The sequence below is a fragment of the Parabacteroides sp. PF5-6 genome (genome assembly GCF_029504695.1).
Taxonomy (GTDB): domain Bacteria; phylum Bacteroidota; class Bacteroidia; order Bacteroidales; family Tannerellaceae; genus QVMG01.
Genome location: NZ_JAQFIN010000017.1, coordinates 1 through 20,523 on the forward strand (window position 1 = coordinate 1; position 20,523 = coordinate 20,523).

General features: G+C 51.2%; 17 protein-coding genes. 8 read left to right on the forward strand and 9 right to left on the reverse strand.

The features are described from left to right. Both M2133_RS14440 and M2133_RS14445 read right to left on the reverse strand, forming a co-directional pair. Window positions 1–2,793 (reverse strand): right-handed parallel beta-helix repeat-containing protein (locus tag M2133_RS14440; RefSeq protein WP_277466894.1); only part of this gene is annotated, 2,793 nt, incomplete at its 3' end. 46 nt (window positions 2,794–2,839) lie between these two features. Continuing rightward, window positions 2,840–3,133, reverse strand: coding sequence for a hypothetical protein (locus M2133_RS14445; protein WP_277466895.1), 294 nt, complete (start codon window positions 3,131–3,133; stop codon window positions 2,840–2,842). Window positions 3,134–3,454: 321 nt separating this feature from the next. On the opposite strand from M2133_RS14445, the gene M2133_RS14450 reads away from it, so the two are divergent. Continuing rightward, window positions 3,455–5,302, forward strand: a complete 1,848-nt coding sequence (locus M2133_RS14450) for an ABC transporter ATP-binding protein (RefSeq protein WP_277466896.1) — start codon at window positions 3,455–3,457, stop codon at window positions 5,300–5,302. Between the two features lie 119 nt (window positions 5,303–5,421). Next, complete coding sequence (locus tag M2133_RS14455) at window positions 5,422–7,872, forward strand: glycoside hydrolase family 95 protein (RefSeq protein ID WP_277466897.1); 2,451 nt, start codon at window positions 5,422–5,424, stop codon at window positions 7,870–7,872. A gap of 150 nt (window positions 7,873–8,022) precedes the next feature. Here the strand turns inward: M2133_RS14455 and M2133_RS14460 are convergent, their stop codons facing one another. Continuing rightward, window positions 8,023–10,212: a glutamine synthetase III gene (locus tag M2133_RS14460; protein ID WP_277466898.1), complete on the reverse strand. Its 2,190-nt coding sequence runs from the start codon at window positions 10,210–10,212 to the stop codon at window positions 8,023–8,025. A 179-nt stretch (window positions 10,213–10,391) separates the two neighbouring features. Here M2133_RS14460 and lptB point away from each other — a divergent pair, with 179 nt between their 5' ends. Beyond that, window positions 10,392–11,144, forward strand: coding sequence for an LPS export ABC transporter ATP-binding protein (lptB, locus tag M2133_RS14465; RefSeq protein ID WP_277466899.1), 753 nt, complete (start codon window positions 10,392–10,394; stop codon window positions 11,142–11,144). Here lptB and M2133_RS14470 read toward each other — a convergent pair. Together M2133_RS14470 and M2133_RS14475 are read right to left on the reverse strand one after the other, a co-directional pair. Continuing rightward, window positions 11,139–12,035, reverse strand: a complete 897-nt coding sequence (locus M2133_RS14470; protein ID WP_277466900.1) for a CPBP family intramembrane glutamic endopeptidase — start codon at window positions 12,033–12,035, stop codon at window positions 11,139–11,141. The genes lptB and M2133_RS14470 overlap by 6 nt on opposite strands. A gap of 4 nt (window positions 12,036–12,039) precedes the next feature. Continuing rightward, a complete protein-coding gene (locus M2133_RS14475) occupies window positions 12,040–12,285 on the reverse strand; it encodes an RNA-binding protein (protein WP_277466901.1) in 246 nt (81 codons plus the stop codon). A 349-nt stretch (window positions 12,286–12,634) separates the two neighbouring features. Here M2133_RS14475 and M2133_RS14480 point away from each other — a divergent pair, with 349 nt between their 5' ends. Continuing rightward, complete coding sequence (locus tag M2133_RS14480; RefSeq protein ID WP_277466902.1) at window positions 12,635–13,144, forward strand: hypothetical protein; 510 nt, start codon at window positions 12,635–12,637, stop codon at window positions 13,142–13,144. Between the two features lie 3 nt (window positions 13,145–13,147). On the opposite strand, the gene M2133_RS14485 is transcribed toward M2133_RS14480, so the two are convergent. Together M2133_RS14485 and M2133_RS14490 are read right to left on the reverse strand one after the other, a co-directional pair. After that, window positions 13,148–13,753: a hypothetical protein gene (locus M2133_RS14485; RefSeq protein WP_277466903.1), complete on the reverse strand. Its 606-nt coding sequence runs from the start codon at window positions 13,751–13,753 to the stop codon at window positions 13,148–13,150. A gap of 12 nt (window positions 13,754–13,765) precedes the next feature. Next, window positions 13,766–14,212: a sigma-70 family RNA polymerase sigma factor gene (locus M2133_RS14490; protein WP_277466957.1), complete on the reverse strand. Its 447-nt coding sequence runs from the start codon at window positions 14,210–14,212 to the stop codon at window positions 13,766–13,768. 415 nt (window positions 14,213–14,627) lie between these two features. On the opposite strand from M2133_RS14490, the gene M2133_RS14495 reads away from it, so the two are divergent. From M2133_RS14495 to M2133_RS14510, 4 genes are read left to right on the forward strand one after another with little or no spacing between them, the layout of a single operon-like run. After that, the gene (locus tag M2133_RS14495; RefSeq protein ID WP_277466904.1) at window positions 14,628–15,806 is read left to right on the forward strand and encodes a hypothetical protein; all 1,179 of its coding nucleotides are present in this window, start codon (window positions 14,628–14,630) and stop codon (window positions 15,804–15,806) included. Window positions 15,807–15,809: 3 nt separating this feature from the next. Further along, window positions 15,810–17,021, forward strand: a complete 1,212-nt coding sequence (locus tag M2133_RS14500) for a hypothetical protein (protein WP_277466905.1) — start codon at window positions 15,810–15,812, stop codon at window positions 17,019–17,021. Continuing rightward, the gene (locus tag M2133_RS14505; RefSeq protein ID WP_277466906.1) at window positions 17,018–18,007 is read left to right on the forward strand and encodes a glycosyltransferase; all 990 of its coding nucleotides are present in this window, start codon (window positions 17,018–17,020) and stop codon (window positions 18,005–18,007) included. Before M2133_RS14500 ends, M2133_RS14505 begins: the two co-directional genes overlap by 4 nt. Continuing rightward, the gene (locus M2133_RS14510; RefSeq protein ID WP_277466907.1) at window positions 17,989–19,101 is read left to right on the forward strand and encodes a DegT/DnrJ/EryC1/StrS family aminotransferase; all 1,113 of its coding nucleotides are present in this window, start codon (window positions 17,989–17,991) and stop codon (window positions 19,099–19,101) included. Before M2133_RS14505 ends, M2133_RS14510 begins: the two co-directional genes overlap by 19 nt. Here M2133_RS14510 and M2133_RS14515 read toward each other — a convergent pair. Continuing rightward, window positions 19,094–19,825, reverse strand: a complete 732-nt coding sequence (locus M2133_RS14515; RefSeq protein WP_277466908.1) for a WbqC family protein — start codon at window positions 19,823–19,825, stop codon at window positions 19,094–19,096. The two genes, M2133_RS14510 and M2133_RS14515, sit on opposite strands and share 8 nt — an antisense overlap. A gap of 23 nt (window positions 19,826–19,848) precedes the next feature. Further along, complete coding sequence (locus tag M2133_RS14520; RefSeq protein ID WP_277466909.1) at window positions 19,849–20,310, reverse strand: hypothetical protein; 462 nt, start codon at window positions 20,308–20,310, stop codon at window positions 19,849–19,851. Window positions 20,311–20,523 lie beyond the last annotated feature (213 nt).

A 20,523-nucleotide genomic window follows, 5' to 3' on the forward strand; every position in this document is an offset into this window, starting at 1 on the left:
ATTGAATGCCGTCTCCACGCCATCGATCAGGAAGAGGATATCGGCTGCTGTCAGTGAGGCCTCTTCGGGGAAGAAGGAGAGGAAGAGGTGGTCGCTCTCGGCAATCGTATATTCACCCGTCAGGTAGTCGCAATGGATGCCTTCGGCAATGGTGAGGCTGATGGTGTGGTAGGCAACGTTTTCATCCGCCGATTGATACTCATAGGCGCCTATATCGATCGTACCCCCTTTGACGCGGGCATTGCCGGCGGCATCGGTCGTGGGATAGGTCGATAGATAAGCCGCGTTACCGCCTTTGTTGATCGCCGGGCTGGTTGCCAACAGGCTGAAATCTTTCTCTTCGGCATTTGTAAAGCCGGGGGCGTATGCCGAACCGATCAGGTTGGTGGTTTCGTCGAGGGTGTAGTTAACCGCACTATTAATCTGATAATTATCAATCAGATTATGGCTGAGAGCCTTAGGATAATCCATGACATATAGAGATTCACCTTCATTCCCATTTTCCCAGATAATATTGTTCGTTAGGCAGGCCTCGCGATAAAGATGGACTCCATCACTTCTGTCCGCGGTATTTCCATAGATTGTATTATTGGTCAGGGAAGTCCAGCCGGCATATACCCCACCACCAATTTTCCGCGCATCGTTTTCGTAGATCACATTGTTGGTCAGGGTGCAATCGATATTTTTTTCTTCGCTGTCCAAAGAATAGCCTGCAAACACACCGCCACCATCTCCAGCGGTATTATTCTTATAGATGATATTCGCATTCAACGTGCAGCCACGAATAGCGACACCCCCACCATCACTACCATAATCACCTGCGGTCGTATTGTCGTGGATGATATTTTGGGTCAAGATTGTATTATCCGCGTTCACGCCCCCACCAGAGGTAGCCGTATTGTTGCAGATGGTATTTAGGTTCAGGACGATCGGGGCCGCTTCACCCGAATAAAAGGCATAGACTCCACCGCCGTTTTGAGCATGATTGTCTTCGATTGTATTCTTGTTTACTGTCAGGTTGGAACCTTTAATAGAGATGCCACCACCGGAATTTCGATCGAACTCTTGCTCATTTACTATTATATATTCACCCCACTCTCCATTCGCGTTTCCTCCTGTAACCGTAAACCCATCGAGTACGGCAGTGTTCATATCTCCTGCGGCGATTACCACATGGTAGCAGTTGTCGTCGGTTGTGTCTGTATCACCAATTTCTCCCGAAAGGATGGTTTCGTTTTCCTCCGGATCACGCGCATCCAACGACTCTTCCCCTCCGGCAAAGCCGCCATAGACTGCGACGCCCGCAGGGATCACAAAGGCTTTGTCGCGGTCGGTGACTTCTATATCTTGATACTGCGTCTCATCCAATTCATCATCATACACTTGTTTCTTTGCGGTTGCTGCCGCTTTATACTTCGGCAGATAGGTTCCTTTGGCCACCCAGATCTCTTTGACGCCTTCGGCCAACAGGGCATCGGCCAATTCTGTCTTGGCATCGGCCCAGCTGGAGCCGTCGCCGGTTTCGTTCTCTTCGTTTTGTTTCACATAGATTTTGCTGAGATAAGCACCCATATCTACACCGTCTTTTCCCGCACCGATAGCCGGGCTGCCAGTTTGCAGGGCGAGGCTGAAGGAGCTTTCAGCAGTACTGACAAAGCGTGGATCTTCCCCGATCTTATTGCCTTCGCCTGTTGTGTAACCCTCAGATCCGTTGATCGCACCAATCAGGTTATAAGAGGTGGTGTTCGCTCCATCTATATATAGATCTTGAGGTGTGGTAGAGTAGTCTATATTTCCCCAAATGATATTATTGCTCAGGATGCTATTTCCTTTGGCATAGACTCCACCTCCGAGATTATAATCATTTTTGAAGTATTTATTCTCATAGATTGTATTATGGATCAGTGTGGCGTTATTCGCATAGACACCGCCACCAGAACCACCCCGGGCATAATTGCCGTAAATTGTATTATATTTCAGGATAGTACCCTCTTCGACATAGACTCCCGCGCCTCCCGCCATCGATACTGAGTTATTGTAGATCTTGTTGTAAGACAGCTTGACATTGCCGGTGGCGTAGACACCGCCGGCTCTACCATCAGCACTATTGTCGTGGATTATATTATGTTCCAACGTAACGCCATTCGCGGCATAGACAGCCGCGCCCCAGCCACCGGCTCCGGCATAATTGTTGTGGATCGTATTGTGGATCAGTCTGGCATTGCCGGAGGCATAGACTCCTCCGCCGTCTCTCGATTGAATCTCGATTGTATTAACGGTAATTTTCGTGGACTCTACAGCAGCTCCCCGGGTAATGGTAAAGCCATCGAGAGTCGCTGTTTCTTCGCCTGTAAGGGCTATGATAACGACATGGTAGCAATCATCATAATTATCATTATTTATATCCCCCGAAAGAATCGTTTCATTTCCGATCCAATCGCGCTGATCGCGTTGGGTTTCCGTTCCGGCAAAGCCACCATAGACATGCACGCCCGCAGGGATCACAAAGGCTTTGTAACGCTCGGTGGTCTCGCCTCCATCTTTATTCGTTTCTGCCGCTTTATACTTCGGCATATAGGTTTCTGCGGCCACCCAGATCTCATTGCCGCTTGCGGCACCTTTCAAGGCATCCGAAAGATTGGCGGCAGCCTCCCAATTGGAGCCATCACCGTCTCCGTCTGCTTTCACATAGATAATCCCGTTCCCGTCGGGGTTGATTACAACATCTGCCATCGTCCGGCCCACGACCAGCGCCAGTAGCGCCATGGTCAAAAGTAAAATACGCTTCATCATACTTCTTTTTTTTTTAGATTGTTAATTATACTTGTAAATACTCGCTTTATTTGTTCGTCGTTAAGTCGTATCGAAACTCCTCCAACAAATTCGTCCCGCAGGCATTGTAGTGGCCGATAAAGCGGGTGATATTTTCTGCCGAGAGGTTCTCGAGGTAGAGTTTATGTGCTACGCCGTCGACCGGATGGGGAAACTGACGGTAGTAGAGCAACGCTTTGCCCCGGCTGCCGGCCAACATCCGCGGTAACGAGGGGCTATAGCCGATCTGTATCGCCGCTTCACTCTCCTTTACTATATATACCCAGCAGAATGTGTTGCCGGATCTTTCGTCTGTTTGCATAACTTCTTTTTTATATAAGCCTCGTCTCACGCGCAAAAACGGATCGCCTTGGCTTATGCTTCCGGTGCAAATCTACGGGTGCGCTGCCGCAACGACCTCTCAAATCTGGAAAAAAACCTCTCAAATCTGGAAAAACTGCCCTAAAAGTGTTAACAAAAGCAAACGACAGGGGTGAACCTATCAAAGAGGGAGTGATAGATTTAACATTTACTGCCGACAGGCAAAGAAAGAATAAGGGCAGCTTTTTACAATTAATTTCTTACCTTCGTCCCCAGATAGAGTAATGTCGGGGATCTTGATCTCACTAAATAGAAAAGACTTATGAAAGATTTTTTGCGCGTACTGCGGCGGTTTGTGCCTCCGTATAAGAAATATCTCTCCTGGAATATCTTCTTTAATATCCTGTCGGCGATCCTGAACCTCTTCTCTTTCGCACTGATCATCCCGATCCTGAATATCCTTTTTAAGTTGCAGGATACCACATACACCTATATGCCGTGGCGTTTTGAACCGCTCTCGTGGGAGTTCTGGAAAGGCAGCCTCGAACTGATAAAGAATAATTTCTTCTGGATGGTGAGCAATCTGATCGAGACGCGGGGCGGAACCTATACCTTGATTATCCTGGGGCTCTTCCTGATTGTGATGACTTTCCTGAAAGTGACTTCCATGTATATGGCGTTCTTTACGATGATCCCCATCCGCACGGGAGTGGTGCGCGATATCCGCAACCAGATCAACCGCAAGATCACACAACTGCCTCTGGGCTTTTTCTCCGAAGAGCGCAAAGGGGATATCATTGCCCGCGTTTCGGGTGATGTGAACGAGATCGAGACCTCGATCATGAGCTCCCTGGATATGCTGTTCAAGAACCCGATCCTGATCGTGATCTACCTGACGGGTATGATTGTGATCAGTTGGCAGTTGACGCTCTTTGTCCTGGTCTTGCTCCCGCTGGCGGGCTACCTGATGGGAAAGGTGGGCAAGAGCCTGAAGCGCAAGTCGCTGGATGCGCAGGACCAATGGGGGCTGTTGATGAGTCAGATCGAAGAGACCCTGAGCGGCTTGCGTATTATCAAGGCTTTCAACGCGGAATTTAAGATCCAGGAACGTTTCGAGAAGAGCAACGAACGTTTTCGCCGGACCACCAACCGCATCTACCGGCGGCAGCAGATGGCGCATCCGATGAGTGAGTTTTTGGGAACGATCACGATCGTGATCGTACTCTGGTATGGCGGCTCGTTGATCCTTTCGCAATCGGGGGCGATCGACGCGTCTACCTTTATCTATTACCTGGTGATCTTCTATAGTATCATCAACCCGGCGAAGGACCTGACGAAGGCATCGTATGCCATCCAGAAAGGGCTGGCGTCGATGGAGCGGGTAGACCGGATCCTCGAGGCGCAGTCGGATATCAACGATCCGGAATGTCCCGAATCGATCGCGCTGACGGAGAAGATTGCGTATATGGATGTCTGGTTCAAGTACCAGTCGGAATGGGTCTTGAAAGGCATTAACCTGGAGATCCCGCGCGGCAAGACCGTGGCCTTGGTGGGACAGTCGGGCTCGGGCAAGAGCACCCTGGTCGATCTGTTGCCCCGCTTCTATGAGGCGACCAAAGGGGCGGTCTATATCGACGGAACGGATATCCGCAATGCGACCCTGTACGATCTGCGCCATCTGATGGGTAATGTCAATCAGGAGGCGATCCTGTTCAATGATACCTTCTTTAATAATATCGCTTTCGGGGTAGAGAATGCCACCCTGGAGCAGGTACAGGAGGCGGCGCGTATCGCCAACGCGCATGAGTTTATCCTGGCGACGGAACAGGGCTACGACACGACGATCGGCGACCGGGGCGGTAAGCTCTCCGGCGGACAACGCCAACGGTTGAGCATTGCCCGTGCCATCCTGAAGAACCCGCCGATCCTGATCCTCGACGAGGCGACCTCGGCTTTGGATACCGAGTCGGAACGTCTCGTGCAGGAAGCGTTGGAGAACCTGATGCGCAACCGCACCACGATCGTGATTGCCCACCGGCTGTCGACGATCCGCAACGCGGACCTGATCTGTGTGATGCACGAAGGAGAGATCGTCGAGCGCGGCAAGCACGAAGAACTATTGCTGCGCGACGGCTATTACAAAAGACTTTGCGATATGCAGAGCTTTTAGGAAGGAAGTAAGAAGTAAGAAGTCCCTCACCCTTAAACCCCTTAAACCCCTTGGGAAGATAAGGGCCTTAAGGGCCTTAAGGGGCCTAAGGGCCTTAAGGACCTTAATATTATAATATCATGAGAAAAAAAACTATTCTATTGTGTATTGGCGTTTTGGGCCTGGTCGTTTTATCCGGTTGCGACCGGCAGCAGCAGGCATCGCTCACCTATTTCTTTGATCAGCCGGCTTCCATCTGGGAGGAGTCGTTCCCTTTGGGCAACGGGCGGATCGGCTTGATGCCCGATGGCGGGCTGGAAAAGGAAAATATCGTATTGAATGAGATCACCATGTGGTCGGGCAGTCCGCAGGATGCGGATAACCCCGAGGCGTATCATTCATTGGCACGGATCCGCCAACTGCTTTTCGAAGGGCGCAACGATGAGGCGCAACAGCTGATGTACGAGACCTTTGTCTGCAAAGGTACCGGTAGCAATTACGGCGATGGGGCGGATGCGCCCTATGGCAGTTACCAGATCCTGGGCAATATGACGCTCGACTATCGGTATCCGGGAAATACCGGAGCGATAGCCGACTACCACCGGGAACTAAACCTGGAAGAAGCCATTACCACCCTTACCTATCAAAAGGGAGAGGTGAAATACACGCGGGAGGCTTTTACCTCGTTTACCCGGGATATCGGACTGATCCGTTTGACCGCCGATAAAGAAAAAGCGCTTCATCTCACCTTAGGCCTTAACCGGCCGGAACATTATACGTTTGCTACCCAGGGCCGCGATCTGATCATGCACGGCCAACTGCCCACCGGCACCGAAGCGGCTGATGCCCCTACGACCGGCACCCGATACCTCTCGCGCATCCGTGTGGTGTTGCCCCAAGGCGGCACGGTGATGCCGGGCGATAGTACATTGACCATTGCCGATGCGACGGAAGTGATCCTTTTGACCGGGCTGGCGACCGACTATTTCGATAAAGCCGGTTTCGAAGCCTCTCTTATTTCCCTTTTGGATAAAGCCGAACAAACTAACTATCAAACTCTAAAAGAAGAGCATATCGATGCCTACCGGGCATTGTACGCAAGAGTAGACCTCGACCTGGGCAGCTCGGGCAGGGAGACGATGCCGATCGACGAACGCCTGCGCGCTTTTGCCCGGGATAAAAACGATCCGTCATTGGCCACGCTTTATTTTCAGTTCGGACGTTATCTGTTGATCTCGTCGACCCGCCCGGGACTCTTGCCTCCCAACCTGCAAGGATTGTGGTGCCGGACGATCCATACCCCGTGGAATGGGGATTACCATTTGAATATCAACTTGCAGATGAACCTATGGCCGGCGGAGGTCGGTAACCTTTCGGAACTGCACCTGCCGCTGATCGAATGGACCAAGCAGCAGGTGAAGAGCGGCGAGAAGACTGCCCGTGCCTTTTACCGCGCGCGGGGATGGGTGACGCATATCCTGGGCAATGTGTGGGAGTTTACCGCGCCGGGCGAGCATCCGTCGTGGGGCGCGACCAATACCTCGGCGGCCTGGCTCTGCGAACATCTCTATCATCACTATCTGTTTACCAAAGACAAAACTTACCTTGCCGATGTCTATCCGACGATGAAAGGGGCGGCACTCTTTTTTGTGGATATGCTGGTGGAAGATCCGCGTACGGGTTATCTGGTGACCGCGCCGACCACCTCGCCGGAGAATGCTTATCTGTTGAACGACAGTGTGATTGTGCATGTCTGCGCCGGCTCGACGATGGATAATCAGATCGTACGCGAATTGTTTACCTATACGATGGAAGCCTCTTCCATCCTGGGGGTGGATGACGATTTTGCCCGCCTGTTGGAAGAGAAACGTGCCCGTCTGATGCCGACCACTATCGGTCCCGACGGACGTATAATGGAATGGCTCGAGCCGTATAAGGAGGCGGAGCCGCGCCATCGCCACGTCTCCCATCTCTACGGCTTGCATCCGGGCAATGAGATCTCGGTGGAGTTGACGCCCGAGCTGGCGGAGGCCGCGCGTAAGACATTGGAAGCCCGCGGCGATGAGAGCACAGGCTGGTCGATGGCGTGGAAGATCAACTTCTGGGCACGCCTGCACGATGGCGATCATGCCTTCAAACTCCTGGGCGATCTCTTACGTCCCGGCGTGGAGAAAGGTGGTGACCAGATGAACGACGGTGGCAGCTATCCGAACCTGTTCTGCGGCCATCCGCCTTTCCAGATCGATGGCAACTTCGGTGGTTGCGCGGGCATCGCCGAGATGCTCGTGCAGAGCCAGACGGGACGCATCGAGTTCTTGCCGGCCCTTCCTTCGGCATGGCCGGATGGTAGCTTCAAGGGATTGAAAGTCAGAGGAGGCGGAGAGGTATCCGTGCGCTGGGCTGCCGGCAAACTGACAGAGGCGACGGTGAAGGCAACCGTGGATGAGACGTTTGTGATTCAATTGCCGGAAGGGGCAGAGAACCTGAAGGTGAAGAAAAACGGCAAAGCCGTTTCGCTGCCGGTGAAGGAAGGCACGATAGTGGTGGAGCTGAAGGCTGGGGAGGAGGTTGGCTTGAGGGTTTCTAACTAAGGGAGTTAAGAACTCATAAGAATTCATAAGAGCTCATAGGAACTCATAGGAAGGCTTTCTTCTTATGAATTCTTATGAGCTCTTATGAATTCTTATGAGTTCTTATGAGCTCTTATGAGCTCTTATGAGTTCTTAAATACCCCTTCTTCCTCACCTCAAAAACAACAGTTCCCTATACTTCGGCAGTGGCCACATCTGATTATCCACCATCAGCTCCAGGTCGTCGATATGGTCACGGATCTCATCCAGGTAAGGCAATACGGTATCGTGGTAGGCAATGGCTTTCTCGCGGTAGTCGGTGAGGCGGTTGGCCACTTTCCGGGCTTCGATCATCTCTTCGACCATCTTCGTCACCGCGCAGATATGCGTGGCGATCTTGCGCGTCAGGCGCTTGGGTTCGAACGAAAGCTCTTCGTATTCTTCGGCACTGAAGGTTTCTTTCAGGCGGGCGATGTTTTCCAATAATGCGGTCTGGTAGCGGATCACCACCGGGATGATATGGTTCAACGAAAGATCACCCAATACACGGGCTTCGATCTGTACCTTTTTGATATACATCTCCCATTTCACTTCGTTGCGTGCCTCGAGCTCTTTCTGGCTCAGTACGCCGGTGGCACCGAACATACACACGACCTCGGGGCGCAGGTAGGCGTCGTATTGCAAGGGCACGCTGGTCTCGCAGTCGAGCCCGCGCTTGGCCGCCTCTTCTTTCCACTCCTCGCTATAGCCGTTGCCATCGAAACGGACGGGTTTGGATTCTTTGATATAGGCTTTCAGGACTTCGAAGATCGCCGCTTCTTTGCTCTTGCCTTCCGCGCGTTTATTCTCTACATCCTTTTTGAATTGCATCAACTGATAGGCCACGGCGGAGTTCAGAGCCAGCATGGGCGAACCGCAATTGGCCGACGAGCCGGGCGCGCGAAACTCAAAGCGATTACCGGTAAAGGCAAAAGGCGAGGTGCGGTTGCGGTCGGTATTGTCTAACAAGAGTTCGGGGATCTGTCCGAAGCCCAGGTAGAGGCGTTTCTTGGCATCCACCTCGATGGCGTCTTCGATGGAGCTGTTCTCGAACTTATCGAGGATCTCGGATATCTGCTTACCCAGGAAAGAGGAGATGATCGCCGGCGGGGCTTCGTTGGCGCCCAGGCGGAAAGCGTTGGTTGCCGAGGCGATGCTGGCTTTCAGGAGCCCGTTGTATTTGTAGACCGCCATCAATGTATTGACCACGAAAGTGATAAAGCGCAGGTTGTCTTCCCGGTCTTTGCCCGGCGAGAACAGGTTGATACCCGTATCCGTGCCCATCGACCAGTTGCAATGCTTGCCCGATCCGTTCACGCCCATAAAAGGTTTTTCGTGCAACAGGATCCGGAAGTTATGGTGGCGGGCGACGCGTTTCATGATCGAGAGTAATAACTGGTTATGATCGTTTGCCAGGTTACACTCTTCGTAGATGGGCGCCAATTCGAACTGGTTGGGAGCCACCTCGTTGTGGCGCGTCTTGACAGGGATGCCCAGGATGTAACATTCTTCTTCCAGGTCTTTCATAAACTCCTGGACGCGGGTGGGGATCGAACCGAAGTAGTGGTCGTCCAATTGTTGGTTCTTCGCGCTCTCATGGCCCAAGAGGGTGCGTTCGGTCAACATCAGGTCGGGGCGGGCGGCATAGAGCGCTTCGTCGACCAGGAAATATTCCTGTTCCCAACCCAGGTAGGTGATCACCTTATTCACCTCTTCGTCGAAATAATGGCAGACATCGACGGCTGCTTTGTTCAACGCTTCGATGGAGCGGATCAGGGGAGTCTTATAATCGAGCGCCTCACCGGTGTACGCGATAAAGACGGTCGGGATACACAAGGTATCGTCGACGATAAAAGCAGGCGATGAAGGGTCCCAGGCGGAATAGCCGCGCGCCTCGAACGTATTGCGCAAGCCGCCGCTGGGGAAGCTTGAGGCATCGGGCTCCTGCTGTACCAAGATCTTTCCGCTGAAGGCTTCAATCATACCGCCGTTGCCGTCGAGCTCGACAAAGGCGTCGTGCTTCTCGGCCGTGCCGTCGGTGAGCGGCTGAAACCAGTGTGTATAATGTGTCACGCCTTTCTCCAATGCCCACATACGCATACCGGCGGCCACATGGTTGGCAATCTCCCGGTCGATAGGCGTGCCCTGGTCGATGGCGCGGGTCAACGCACCATAAGTCTCTTTCGACAGGTACTTCTTCTGCGTCTTGCGGGTGAAAACATGGATACCGAAATAATCAGATACTTTAGTCGCGGGGATCGTAGCGGCTACAGGTTTCCGGTTGGAAGCCTTCTCAACGGCATGGAAACGGGAAATTGACATAAGACTTGAATTGATGTTGTTTTGGACAACAAAGAAACACATTTCTGGCGAATTATGAATTATGAATGATGAATTATGAGAAGGGAAAATTATAACTAAACACTTGTTAACGTTCGGCTTGGTTCTCATAATTCATAATTCATCATTCATAATTACAAAGAAAGTTGTTTCTTTGCATCATGGAAGAAGAAGTAAAAATGGTGCTTCGCACGGAAGACCTGGTAAAGAAATATAGAACCCGTACCGTGGTGAACCATGTGTCGATCAATGTACAACAGGGTGAGATTGTCGGATTGCTGGGGCCTAACGGAGCCGGGAAGACGACTACGTTTTATATGGCTGTAGGCTTGGTCACGCCCAATGAAGGGCGGATTTTCCTCAATGATATGGAGATCACGAAGTTCCCGGTCTTTAAAAGAGCCCGCAACGGGATCGGCTACCTGGCACAAGAAGCTTCTATCTTCCGCAAGATGACCGTCGAAGATAATATCCGTTCGGTCCTGGAAATGACCGATAAACCGCTTGACTATCAAAAAGAGAAACTGGAAAGCCTGATCGCGGAGTTCGGCTTGCATAAGGTGCGCCGCAACCTGGGCGACCAGCTCTCGGGAGGGGAACGCCGCCGGGCGGAGATTGCCCGTTGCCTGGCGATCGACCCGAAGTTTATCATGCTCGACGAACCGTTCGCCGGGGTCGACCCCATTGCCGTACAGGATATCCAGACCATCGTTGCCCGCCTGAAGCATAAGAATATCGGTATCCTGATTACCGACCACAACGTGTACGAAACCTTGAGTATCTGCGACCGTGCCTATCTGTTGTTCGAAGGGAAGGTGCTCTTTCAGGGCACTGCCGAGCAGTTGGCCGAGAACGAGATCGTGCGCGAGAAATACCTCGGAAAAGACTTCGTCCTGCGGAAGAAAGATTTATAAATCAAATTCCGATCGTAAGCGTCGGATCACCGGGATCAGTAACAGAAGGGCAATTGCTGAGACGATCGCATAAAAGATCAGGTGTCCCGGATTTAATTCCCCATTGAAATATTCCATCTCTTTCAGGTCGCTGTTCGACAAGCCGATCACCGCTACGGCGTTGTTCAGGAAGTGTGCGATGACCGGTACCCAGATGTTCCGGCTCCAAAATAATAGATATCCCAGATAAGCTCCGATCAACAGGCGGGGGATAAACCCGTAGAACTGCAGGTGGATGGCACTGAACAAGATGGCGGTCACCCAGATCACCGCGTGTGGGTTAGGCATCCAACGACCCAGTATGCGCTGTACCGCCCCGCGGAAAAAGAACTCTTCGGCTACGGCAGCGGTAACGGCAATCACCAACAGGTTGGCCAGGAGGGTCAGCGGGGCACCGTCGCCTATCAATGCCAGCGTGAGACGTTCGGCCGCCTCTTCCTGTGCCCGCATCCAGTCTTCGATGGGGCGCATGAATTCGGGCAATGCCATCTGCATATTCAGATACTGCGTGAGGCTCATCACCGGCGTCAACAAGATATAAATCAGAAAAAGATACCACAAGACCTTGCCTTTGGGCATCTGCCCGAGTGAGAGGTATATACGCGGATTCTCGCTACACAGCCAGGCAATGATCAGGGCGGGCAGGAGAAAAGTGCCAACGGAAGAAAGAAACTGAACCAGGCGAAACAAGCCGGGATGGGCCGCCGGATCGACATTCGTCCCTTGCGTGCCCATCAATAGGAGCATACCCAGAAAGGTGGAGAGAAACATGCCGGCCAGTACGAGTAAGACCAGCTTCACCAACTGGCTGGATGCCGACTGCCCGGCGAAAATGCCTTTGAGATTTTTCACTGTTTTACACCTTTGGCCGCGCTTCTTTCACGACCATTTGACGTCCTTGAAATTCTGCCTGATCCAATTCTTCAATCGCTTTTTGGGCTTCCGCATCGTTTGGCATTTCGACGAATGCAAACCCTTTGGCCCTGCCGGTATCCCGGTCTTTAATGATCTTTGCGGAGCTTACTTCTCCATACTCTTCAAAAACTTGTTTCAAATCTTCTTCCCGAACCTTGTAGTTCAGGTTACCAATGTAAATATTCATACATATAAAATTAAAGTGAATGAGAGGCTTATCCTCTAACTAAATAACAAAGAAAGTCAAATATATTCAATTAACGATTCTTCCTGTTTATATTTTTCAACAGACGCCGGAGAAGGAATGCCGATCGGGGCGACTCACCCCTCTTTCTGCCGGGAGTATTTGTTTGTTGATAACCATCAACACATTTGTTGATAACTATCAACAGATCTGTTGACAATTATCAACAAATCTGTTGACAATTATCAACAAGTGAATACTCCTGCCGGAAGTTGCGTGAATAGGGTCTTAATCCGGTATTTCATCGCATATATCCGTTTGTTTTTCAACGCAACCTCCTATCTTTGCAAAGATGAACATACAGGAACGGCTCTCCAGTCGCATTCATATCGGCGATATCCATGAAATCCGGTTTTATGCCGAAGGGGACGACACGCGAAAAGAGGAATTATACGCATTGATCTATCACGAAGAAGAGATGATGGCGTATCAGGCGTTGTGGGTACTGACGCATTTCAGCCGGCAGGCGAATGAATGGTTATATAGTCGGCAAGATGAATTGATCGATGGCGTCTTGCGTGAGACGCATCCGGGCAAGCGGCGTCTGTTTCTGAATCTATTAGTAAAACAACCCCTGCCTGATTCTCCGCGGGTGGATTTCTTGGATTTCTGCTTCGAGCGTATGCTCTCGAAAGAGGAATTGCCCGGCGTGCAATCCCTTTGCATCAAACTGGCCTATAATCAATGTCGCGCTATCCCCGAACTCCTGCAGGAGCTGCGTGCCATCTTGGAATTAATGGAGCCCGACCTATTGGTTCCTGCTATCCGGTCGGTCCGAAAGAATGTGTTGAAAAGGATGTAAGCCTTACCCCTCCTGCTCGAACTGTTCCAGTTCCTTCAGGTTCTGCTGGATATCGCGTACATGGCGGAAGAAGCGGAACCAGAGGATCACGAAGAGCAATACCAACGCGACCAGCAAGTAAATAATGTAAAACTCTTTGGTATAGGTTTCCGCCATACGGGGATCCATCACGGAGATATAAAAATAAAGCCACCCACCCAGGTAGATCGGCATCAGGATCGCCGCCCCGACGGTATGCCGTACCAGGTAGGTTTTGTATTTCAGGATATAGCGGGAGACCTCCGTCACCTTCATCCGGCTCATATCGATCTTATTCAGGAAACCGCAAAGCCAGTACGACCAATACCACAACAACGCACCGATCGGCAACATGGCTAACACCCAGATCCGGGCCAACATACTACCGTGAACCATAATCGAAGCGCTCAGAAAAACAAAAGCGACCGAGCAGATAGGGACAATGCGCAACGCCTCTTTTTCATACTTCTTAATGCGTTCAAAGGCTCCTTTATTCTTATTGGATATCATCTCTTTGATCATACTCTCTTTGACTTCTTTCTGAAATGCCTCGTTCTTCTGCCATTCTTTTTTTAATACGTCCAAGTCCATAATTGTTGTGTATTAATCGTTTGACATCTTTTTTAATTTCTCTTTGATGCGATTGATCTTCGTCGACACATTGGTTGGCGTAATCCCCAGGATATCAGCGATCTCCTTATAGGGTCTATCCTCGAGATAGAGGAAGATAAGCGCGCGCTCCAATTTATTCAGCTGGTTGATCAAGGCATAGAGTTCATTCACGTAAAAGCTATTATCTTCGGTGGCGACCCGCAGATCGGGCGAGAGTTCCACATACATGGGTTTGCGACTGCTCTTGCGAAAGAACGAGATACAGGTGTTCAGGGCGATCCGGTAGATCCAGGTCGAATAAGCACTCTCGTTACGGAAGGTGGGGAACGATTTCCATAGGTTCAATACCACCTCCTGGTACAAATCGTCCAGAACGTTCTCTTTATCAGCATAAATCGAGGCCACCTTATAGATAATCCCGTTATGTTCACGAATCATGCGTAAGAATTCTTTTTCCACTACACTATTGCTTTTACTTCATACTCCATTAGTCGCCCGCCCACTTAAAACGTCACAAAAGGCTTCTCTTTTTTTCAAAAAGGCTATCTTTACAAGACTTTTGGATTTAATCTTGTGACAATATATGAAATTTAGTTTATGACAATAGATGATCTGCATTTAATCTTGTCCAGAAGGCTATAGTTCGAGGTGGAGTTGGGACCCAAAAAGGGTGGAGTTGAAAAATTCCAGAATCAAGATAAACAGCGAATTACAGAATACACCTTCTTTTAAGGGGTGGAGTTGGAGTCTAAAAGAGGTTAAGTATATTACATCTGAAAAAGGTAAAAGGTTTTTGGGTGGTTTTGAAGTGTAAAACAAGAAAACAAGTGCTGTGCCAAACAATAAAAACAAAATGTTTCAACAATTTGCCGAAACGCATCAGGCCTATCTTTCGCAATGGTATCTGCAGACTCCGGTGGTGGTGACGGCCGAAAGGTATAAGGAGCTGCAAGGGGTGCAAGAGTTGTTGATGCGGGCGATCGGTTATTTTATCAGGCATTATGCTGATTATCAATATATCTTTCTCTTGACGGAAAATATACGGCGGATCATGGAGATCTGTCGTCCCTACCCTTATCGGATAGGGACCTATCGTCCGGACTTTCTGATCGAAGCGGATGGGCAGCTCCGGATCTGTGAGATCGGGGCGCGGTTTCCGTTGAACGGCTATTTCCTGTCGGGCATTGCCGAATATATCGGGCAATGCCGTTTCCCTTATCAATCGTATCTGGAGCAGCCGGAGTACAACCGATTCCTGGACTATCTATTGGCCTACTGGGGAAATCCGAGACACTTATACGTATTGAAAGGCAATGACCGGCCGTGTGATATCAAATACTATATTCCGTTCTTTGAGGCGTGGGGCATAAAGACCGTGGTGGTGACGCCCGAACAGGTTGCCGACCTGCCTGACCTGGCAGGTGCCTGTGTGGTGAACGAACTGAACCAGATGGAGATGGAGCGGATGGACAACAATACCTTAGAGAATATCGCCGCCGCCAACGCCTTGAACGATATGCGCACGATCTTCCTGATCCACGACAAACGTTTTCTGGCCGTACTCTCTGATCCCGCTTTCCTCGCGCATTGCCTGACGAAAGAGGAGATTGCCCGGTTAACGCCTTTTCTGATCCCTACCTATACCGCTATTCAGGCGCCTGACGTCTGGGAGGAGGCTCGAAAGAACAAAGAAGAATGGGTGTTGAAACATGCATTGCTCGGCAAAAGCGAGCAGGTCTATACCGGGCGGACATGCGACCGGGAGGAGTGGGAAGCGTTGTTCGCGCCTTCGGTGCGGGAGGCGATGGTCTTGCAGCCGTTTATCCACCAAAAACGTATCCGTTCGACGATCGGCGGACAGGCATATCACGACTACGTGGTGGGCACGCTCTTATGTTTCGACCACTATTTCTTCGGCACCGGCCTGTTCCGCGCATCCTCATTTGAAATAACCAACCGGACAGACGACCGCAAGATGGCGCCTTGTTTTACGGACGACTATGCCGGTTATCACAATCCTTTTATTTTATAGAATATGACAGCGTTCCAATTACTATACGAAGAAAAACCTTGTTACGAGTCACCCGGTTTCAAACCGTTTGACGTCGATCGCGAGGTGTTGAAGAACCTGGGGATCGACTACCCCATCAGTTCAAAGGTGAACGATGAACTGCTTGCCGGTTCGGCATGGTATAACAGTTTGTTTTCCCGCCGGACATTAAACCCGGAAAACAGATACAAAGAAGAACTGACCGATATCGACGAAGAGCTGGAAGTCCATAACTATACCGGCTTATGCCCGACCCATGTATTGGAGATCTCCCCTTCGGCCGGCTCCTGTGCCGCCGGATGCCAGTACTGCCTGGTCACCGACGGAAAACACATCCAGCCCATCCGGGTCTTCACGAACTATGCCGAGAAGCTCGCCCGTTCCCTGGAGCGCAATCGGGAGAAGCCGCTTTTCTATTACTTCTCGCCGAAGACGGAAGCCTTCTCCGAGCCTCATCTTTACAATGGCTTGGCACATCAGATACTGAAAACGTTCCTTACGCATTACGAGCAATACCCCGACTCCGGCGTGCGCCTGTTTATCGCCACAAAAGCCGGGATGCAACACCTGAATATCCGCCATGCCGGGAACTCCGTCTTCGAGTTATTGAAGGAACTGGCAGGTAAGGTGCAGGTCAACGGAAGCATCGGCATCATGCCCGCTTACCTGCGGCATATCCTCGAGCCCCATGTGGCAAGTATTGAAGAACGCCTGGAAGTATTGTGTCAATGTCGCGAAGCCGGGATCTGGGCGGAGTCCGTACTCTGCCAGCCCCTTTTCATTCCGTACCTGACGGAGGAGGTGATCACCCACTATATGCGCCAACTTTCGGCTGCCGGCGTACGCAATATCAAGCCGGAGTTCTTCACCGCCGAGATCCGCAACCTGGTATTGGTGGCGCAGTATATCCACCACTACGACCCGGAGAAAGTCGGGGAGTTCTTCGCACCCTACCTGCGCGAAAGCAATCAGGGGCATATCAAACAACGGAGCCGCCTGGCGCCGGAGAAGAAGATCTGCGCAGAGAAGTTAGCCCTGATCCGCGATATTGCCGGCGCATACGGCATTACGATCAGCCTGTGCAACTGGGTGAAAAAACAATTAAAAGAAGAAGCACCTTTTATCCGGGAGATAGACAAAGAATCCGCGGCGCAAGGCTATCGCTGCCTGGGCTATCAAACGCGCCTTTTCAAGTGAAAGACAAGGAAAACATCAAAGTGAGTGTTTGCTGTGTGACCTACAATCACCAAGCGTATCTGCGTCAATGCCTGGACAGCCTGTTGACGCAGGAGACCTCTTTCGCCTATGAAATCCTGGTGCACGACGATGCCTCGACCGACGGAACCACCGAGATCGTGCGGACGTATGCCGCCTTGTATCCGGACCGGATACGCCCGGTCATACAAACTCAGAATCAATATACCACCACAACCAGGGCGATCATCACCACCATCCTCCTACCCCTTGCCCGGGGAGAATACATCGCGCTGTGTGAAGGAGATGATTTCTGGACCGACCCAGCGAAGCTGCAAAAGCAGGCGGACATCCTGGACCGTGATCCGGAGGTTACGCTCTGTCTCCATCCCGCGATGACCCGGGACCATAAAGGCAAAGGCAAGGTCTATCGCCAATACACTAAAAGCCAGGAAGCCCGCTTCACGGATATCATTCGCTGGAAACAAGTCTGTTGGCCGACGGCTTCGTTTATGTACCGGAAAATACGGATGAAAGACTACCCGGACTTCTGCCTGCGTTGCCATATCGGCGACGCGCCTTTGGCTCATTTTCTGGCGACACAGGGAAAGGTGTATTACCTGAATGAAGTCCTGTCGGTCTACCGCAAACGTGTGCCCGGCTCGCATACCGACCGCTACCGGAAGATGTCGGATGCCGCCCGCCGGGAGATGACCCGGACGGAGTTCGAGATGCTCGACGGCTTCGATGCCTTGACGCATTACCGCTATCACAAACATTTTATCGAAAGGAAACTACATGTGCAAGCCGGCTTGCTTAGTAAAAGAAAGAGCTACCGGCCGGTCCTGACCTACGAAGGGTTTGAGGCGGACCTGCGGCAAGTCTCTCTCCGCCGAAAGTGCGCGATATGGATCAAGATATACCTTTTGCCCATAGTCAAAGGGCAGATTTTCATACAAACGATAACACGATGGAAAAAGAACAGATAAACGTAACCACCCCGCTGATGCCTCCCCTGGAAGAGCTGACGCCTTACCTGGAGGAGATATGGAAAAGCCGACACATCACCAACGAAGGAGTGTATCATGCCGCGTTGGAAGAAGCGCTGCGCGCCTATCTGGATGTGCCGTACCTCTCGCTGTTCACCAACGGCACAACGGCGTTGGCTTGCGCTTTGAACGTATTGGGCATCACCGGCGAGGTGATCACTACCCCGTATAGCTTTGTGGCGACCACCCACGCGTTGTGGATGAATGGCCTGCGACCGGTGTTCGCGGATATACACCCTGCCGACCAGAACCTCGATCCGGCAAAGATCGAACAGGCGATCACACCCGAAACAAATGCGATACTGCCCGTGCATGTCTATGGTCATGCCTGCGCGACGGAAGAGATCCGGGAGATTGCCCGGCGCCACCAGCTGAAAGTGATTTACGACGCGGCGCATGCCTTCGGTGTAAAACAGGGAAGCCGCTCCCTGCTGTTGGCCGGTGATCTCTCCGTATTGAGCTTTAACGCCACCAAAGTGTATAATACCGTAGAGGGAGGCGCCATTATCAGCCATGATCTGGATACGAAGAAACGGATCGACCGCATCCGCAGCTTTGGTTTTGAGACCGAGACGAATATACCCCATCCCGGAACAAACGGCAAACTGGACGAGATCCGCGCGGCCTACGGCTTGGTCGGGCTCCGCCATGTCGACGAAGCTATCCGCGCCCGCCAGCGGGTGGCCGCGTACTACCGCCAACACCTCGACGCCGTCGAAGGGCTGACTCTACCTGATACGAAAGAGGGATATACATCGAACTACGCCTATTTCCCGATATTTATCGATGCAGAGGCGTTCGGCATCAGTCGGGATCAATTGAATGAGAAGATGAAGAAAGAGAAGATCCTGTGCCGGCGTTACTTCTATCCGCTGATCACGGCCTTCGCGCCTTACCGGGAGATCGTTTCCGCCGATCCGGCCAACCTGCCTGTTGCCCATCGCATGGCGAACGGCGTGCTCTGTCTTCCGATCCATCATCTGTTGACGGAGAAAGACCTGGAGCGCGTCGTACATACGATCGTTTCTAAATAAGCGTGTAACAGTGGAGTAGTCTTTTCGTCTCCTCCACGCCGTAACGAAACAGGACATCGAGGATCGACAGCTCGGGCATCGGCACGTTGTCCGGCTCTTGCCGCATATACTTATCGGACTGAAGAAAGAACAGTTCGACCCCCTGCTCTGCGAAAATAGCTTTGGAATAAAGCTTTTGCCCACCGATGGCATTGACAAACGTATCCGCCTTTTCCTGCCGGCAGATCCATAACGGGCGCTGGCTCTTCTTTTCCAAAGGATAGTTTTCGGTTTCCAAGCGCTCTTCGATCGCTTGATATAAGGTATGATCCCATACGATCTCCGTAGGGATGTCCAACAGTCGGGCGATAGCGGTCAGGCTCTTGTAATTGAATGCCGACAGCCGGTCGCAGGGTTGCATCAACAAGTCTTCTACCCAGGGGAAAAGCTGCTGGAAGAAAGGAGCTTTCCCGTAACAACTCCGCAACTGTCCGGCGACTTTCTGCTGCCAGTCTTCATGATGACTGATAACAAGTTCATTGATCCGCCTGTTCGAGCTCTTCTTCTCGATGGGGATATACATGTAAAAGGTATGCCCATCGGGCGACATGATCCGGTTCCGGGCGATCCACCCTCCATCGATATAATGCAGATAGTCGTAAAGGATAAACTTATCCACGGCCTGCATCAGTTGGAAGTAGCCGATATACGGAAAGAAATAGGATTGGTAGATCGCCAGTCTCATGTCGTGCCGGATCAGCCTTCAGGTTACCACACCAGGACAATATGGAAAGTCTCCGCCTCCGGTGCGATTTGGGTGTTGAAGTCCGAATAGGTAATATAGAAACGGACCATGCCCGGCGAGTAATCAAAATCATACGTCTGCGTCCAGAGAAACTCCTGTCCATTCCCTTCCTCGCCCATGTGCAGGACAAAAGGCAAACCGTTCTTCACATCCACATCGGTCTGGATATAACCGAGCACCAGTCCCTCGTCGAAAACAAAATCACTCAACTGCGGGATCTGCTTATCGGCGTAATAATACGTATTCAACGCCCCAGGCTGACCACTCAATATCCAATCCGACTTTTTGATCACAAAAGAGGTCGTATACCATTCCGTTCCATAACCGTCCTGTCCGTCTTTACCATCTCTACCAGCAGGCCCCATCGGTCCCTCACAAGCGATTAATAGAATCGCCGCTAATACAATAAATGCAATTTTTCTCATGACTCTCTATTTTTATTCCATCAGATCCACACGGCATACCTTATCCGCATCCCGCTGAACGTACAAATATAAGCGATTAAAACAAGAACCCTTCTCAAATCCGTCTATTCTGTATGGACATAGTCCTTAGATTCAGCAGCCAAAGTAGTGATCGTTTATAATAATTTCTCTACCTTTGTAGAAGATAGGATGCGCCTCAGCATATCTCAAGCA

Excerpts from the sequence above, each read along its gene's own strand:
- M2133_RS14445 (WP_277466895.1), bottom strand. The coding sequence starts at position 3,133 with ATGCAAACAGACGAAAGATCCGGCAACACATTCTGCTGGGTATATATA.
- M2133_RS14450 (WP_277466896.1), top strand. The coding sequence starts at position 3,455 with ATGAAAGATTTTTTGCGCGTACTGCGGCGGTTTGTGCCTCCGTATAAG.
- M2133_RS14455 (WP_277466897.1), top strand. The coding sequence starts at position 5,422 with ATGAGAAAAAAAACTATTCTATTGTGTATTGGCGTTTTGGGCCTGGTC.
- M2133_RS14460 (WP_277466898.1), bottom strand. The coding sequence starts at position 10,212 with ATGTCAATTTCCCGTTTCCATGCCGTTGAGAAGGCTTCCAACCGGAAA.
- lptB (WP_277466899.1), top strand. The coding sequence starts at position 10,392 with ATGGAAGAAGAAGTAAAAATGGTGCTTCGCACGGAAGACCTGGTAAAG.
- M2133_RS14475 (WP_277466901.1), bottom strand. The coding sequence starts at position 12,285 with ATGAATATTTACATTGGTAACCTGAACTACAAGGTTCGGGAAGAAGAT.
- M2133_RS14480 (WP_277466902.1), top strand. The coding sequence starts at position 12,635 with ATGAACATACAGGAACGGCTCTCCAGTCGCATTCATATCGGCGATATC.
- M2133_RS14485 (WP_277466903.1), bottom strand. The coding sequence starts at position 13,753 with ATGGACTTGGACGTATTAAAAAAAGAATGGCAGAAGAACGAGGCATTT.
- M2133_RS14490 (WP_277466957.1), bottom strand. The coding sequence starts at position 14,212 with ATGATTCGTGAACATAACGGGATTATCTATAAGGTGGCCTCGATTTAT.
- M2133_RS14495 (WP_277466904.1), top strand. The coding sequence starts at position 14,628 with ATGTTTCAACAATTTGCCGAAACGCATCAGGCCTATCTTTCGCAATGG.
- M2133_RS14500 (WP_277466905.1), top strand. The coding sequence starts at position 15,810 with ATGACAGCGTTCCAATTACTATACGAAGAAAAACCTTGTTACGAGTCA.
- M2133_RS14510 (WP_277466907.1), top strand. The coding sequence starts at position 17,989 with ATGGAAAAAGAACAGATAAACGTAACCACCCCGCTGATGCCTCCCCTG.
- M2133_RS14515 (WP_277466908.1), bottom strand. The coding sequence starts at position 19,825 with ATGAGACTGGCGATCTACCAATCCTATTTCTTTCCGTATATCGGCTAC.
- M2133_RS14520 (WP_277466909.1), bottom strand. The coding sequence starts at position 20,310 with ATGAGAAAAATTGCATTTATTGTATTAGCGGCGATTCTATTAATCGCT.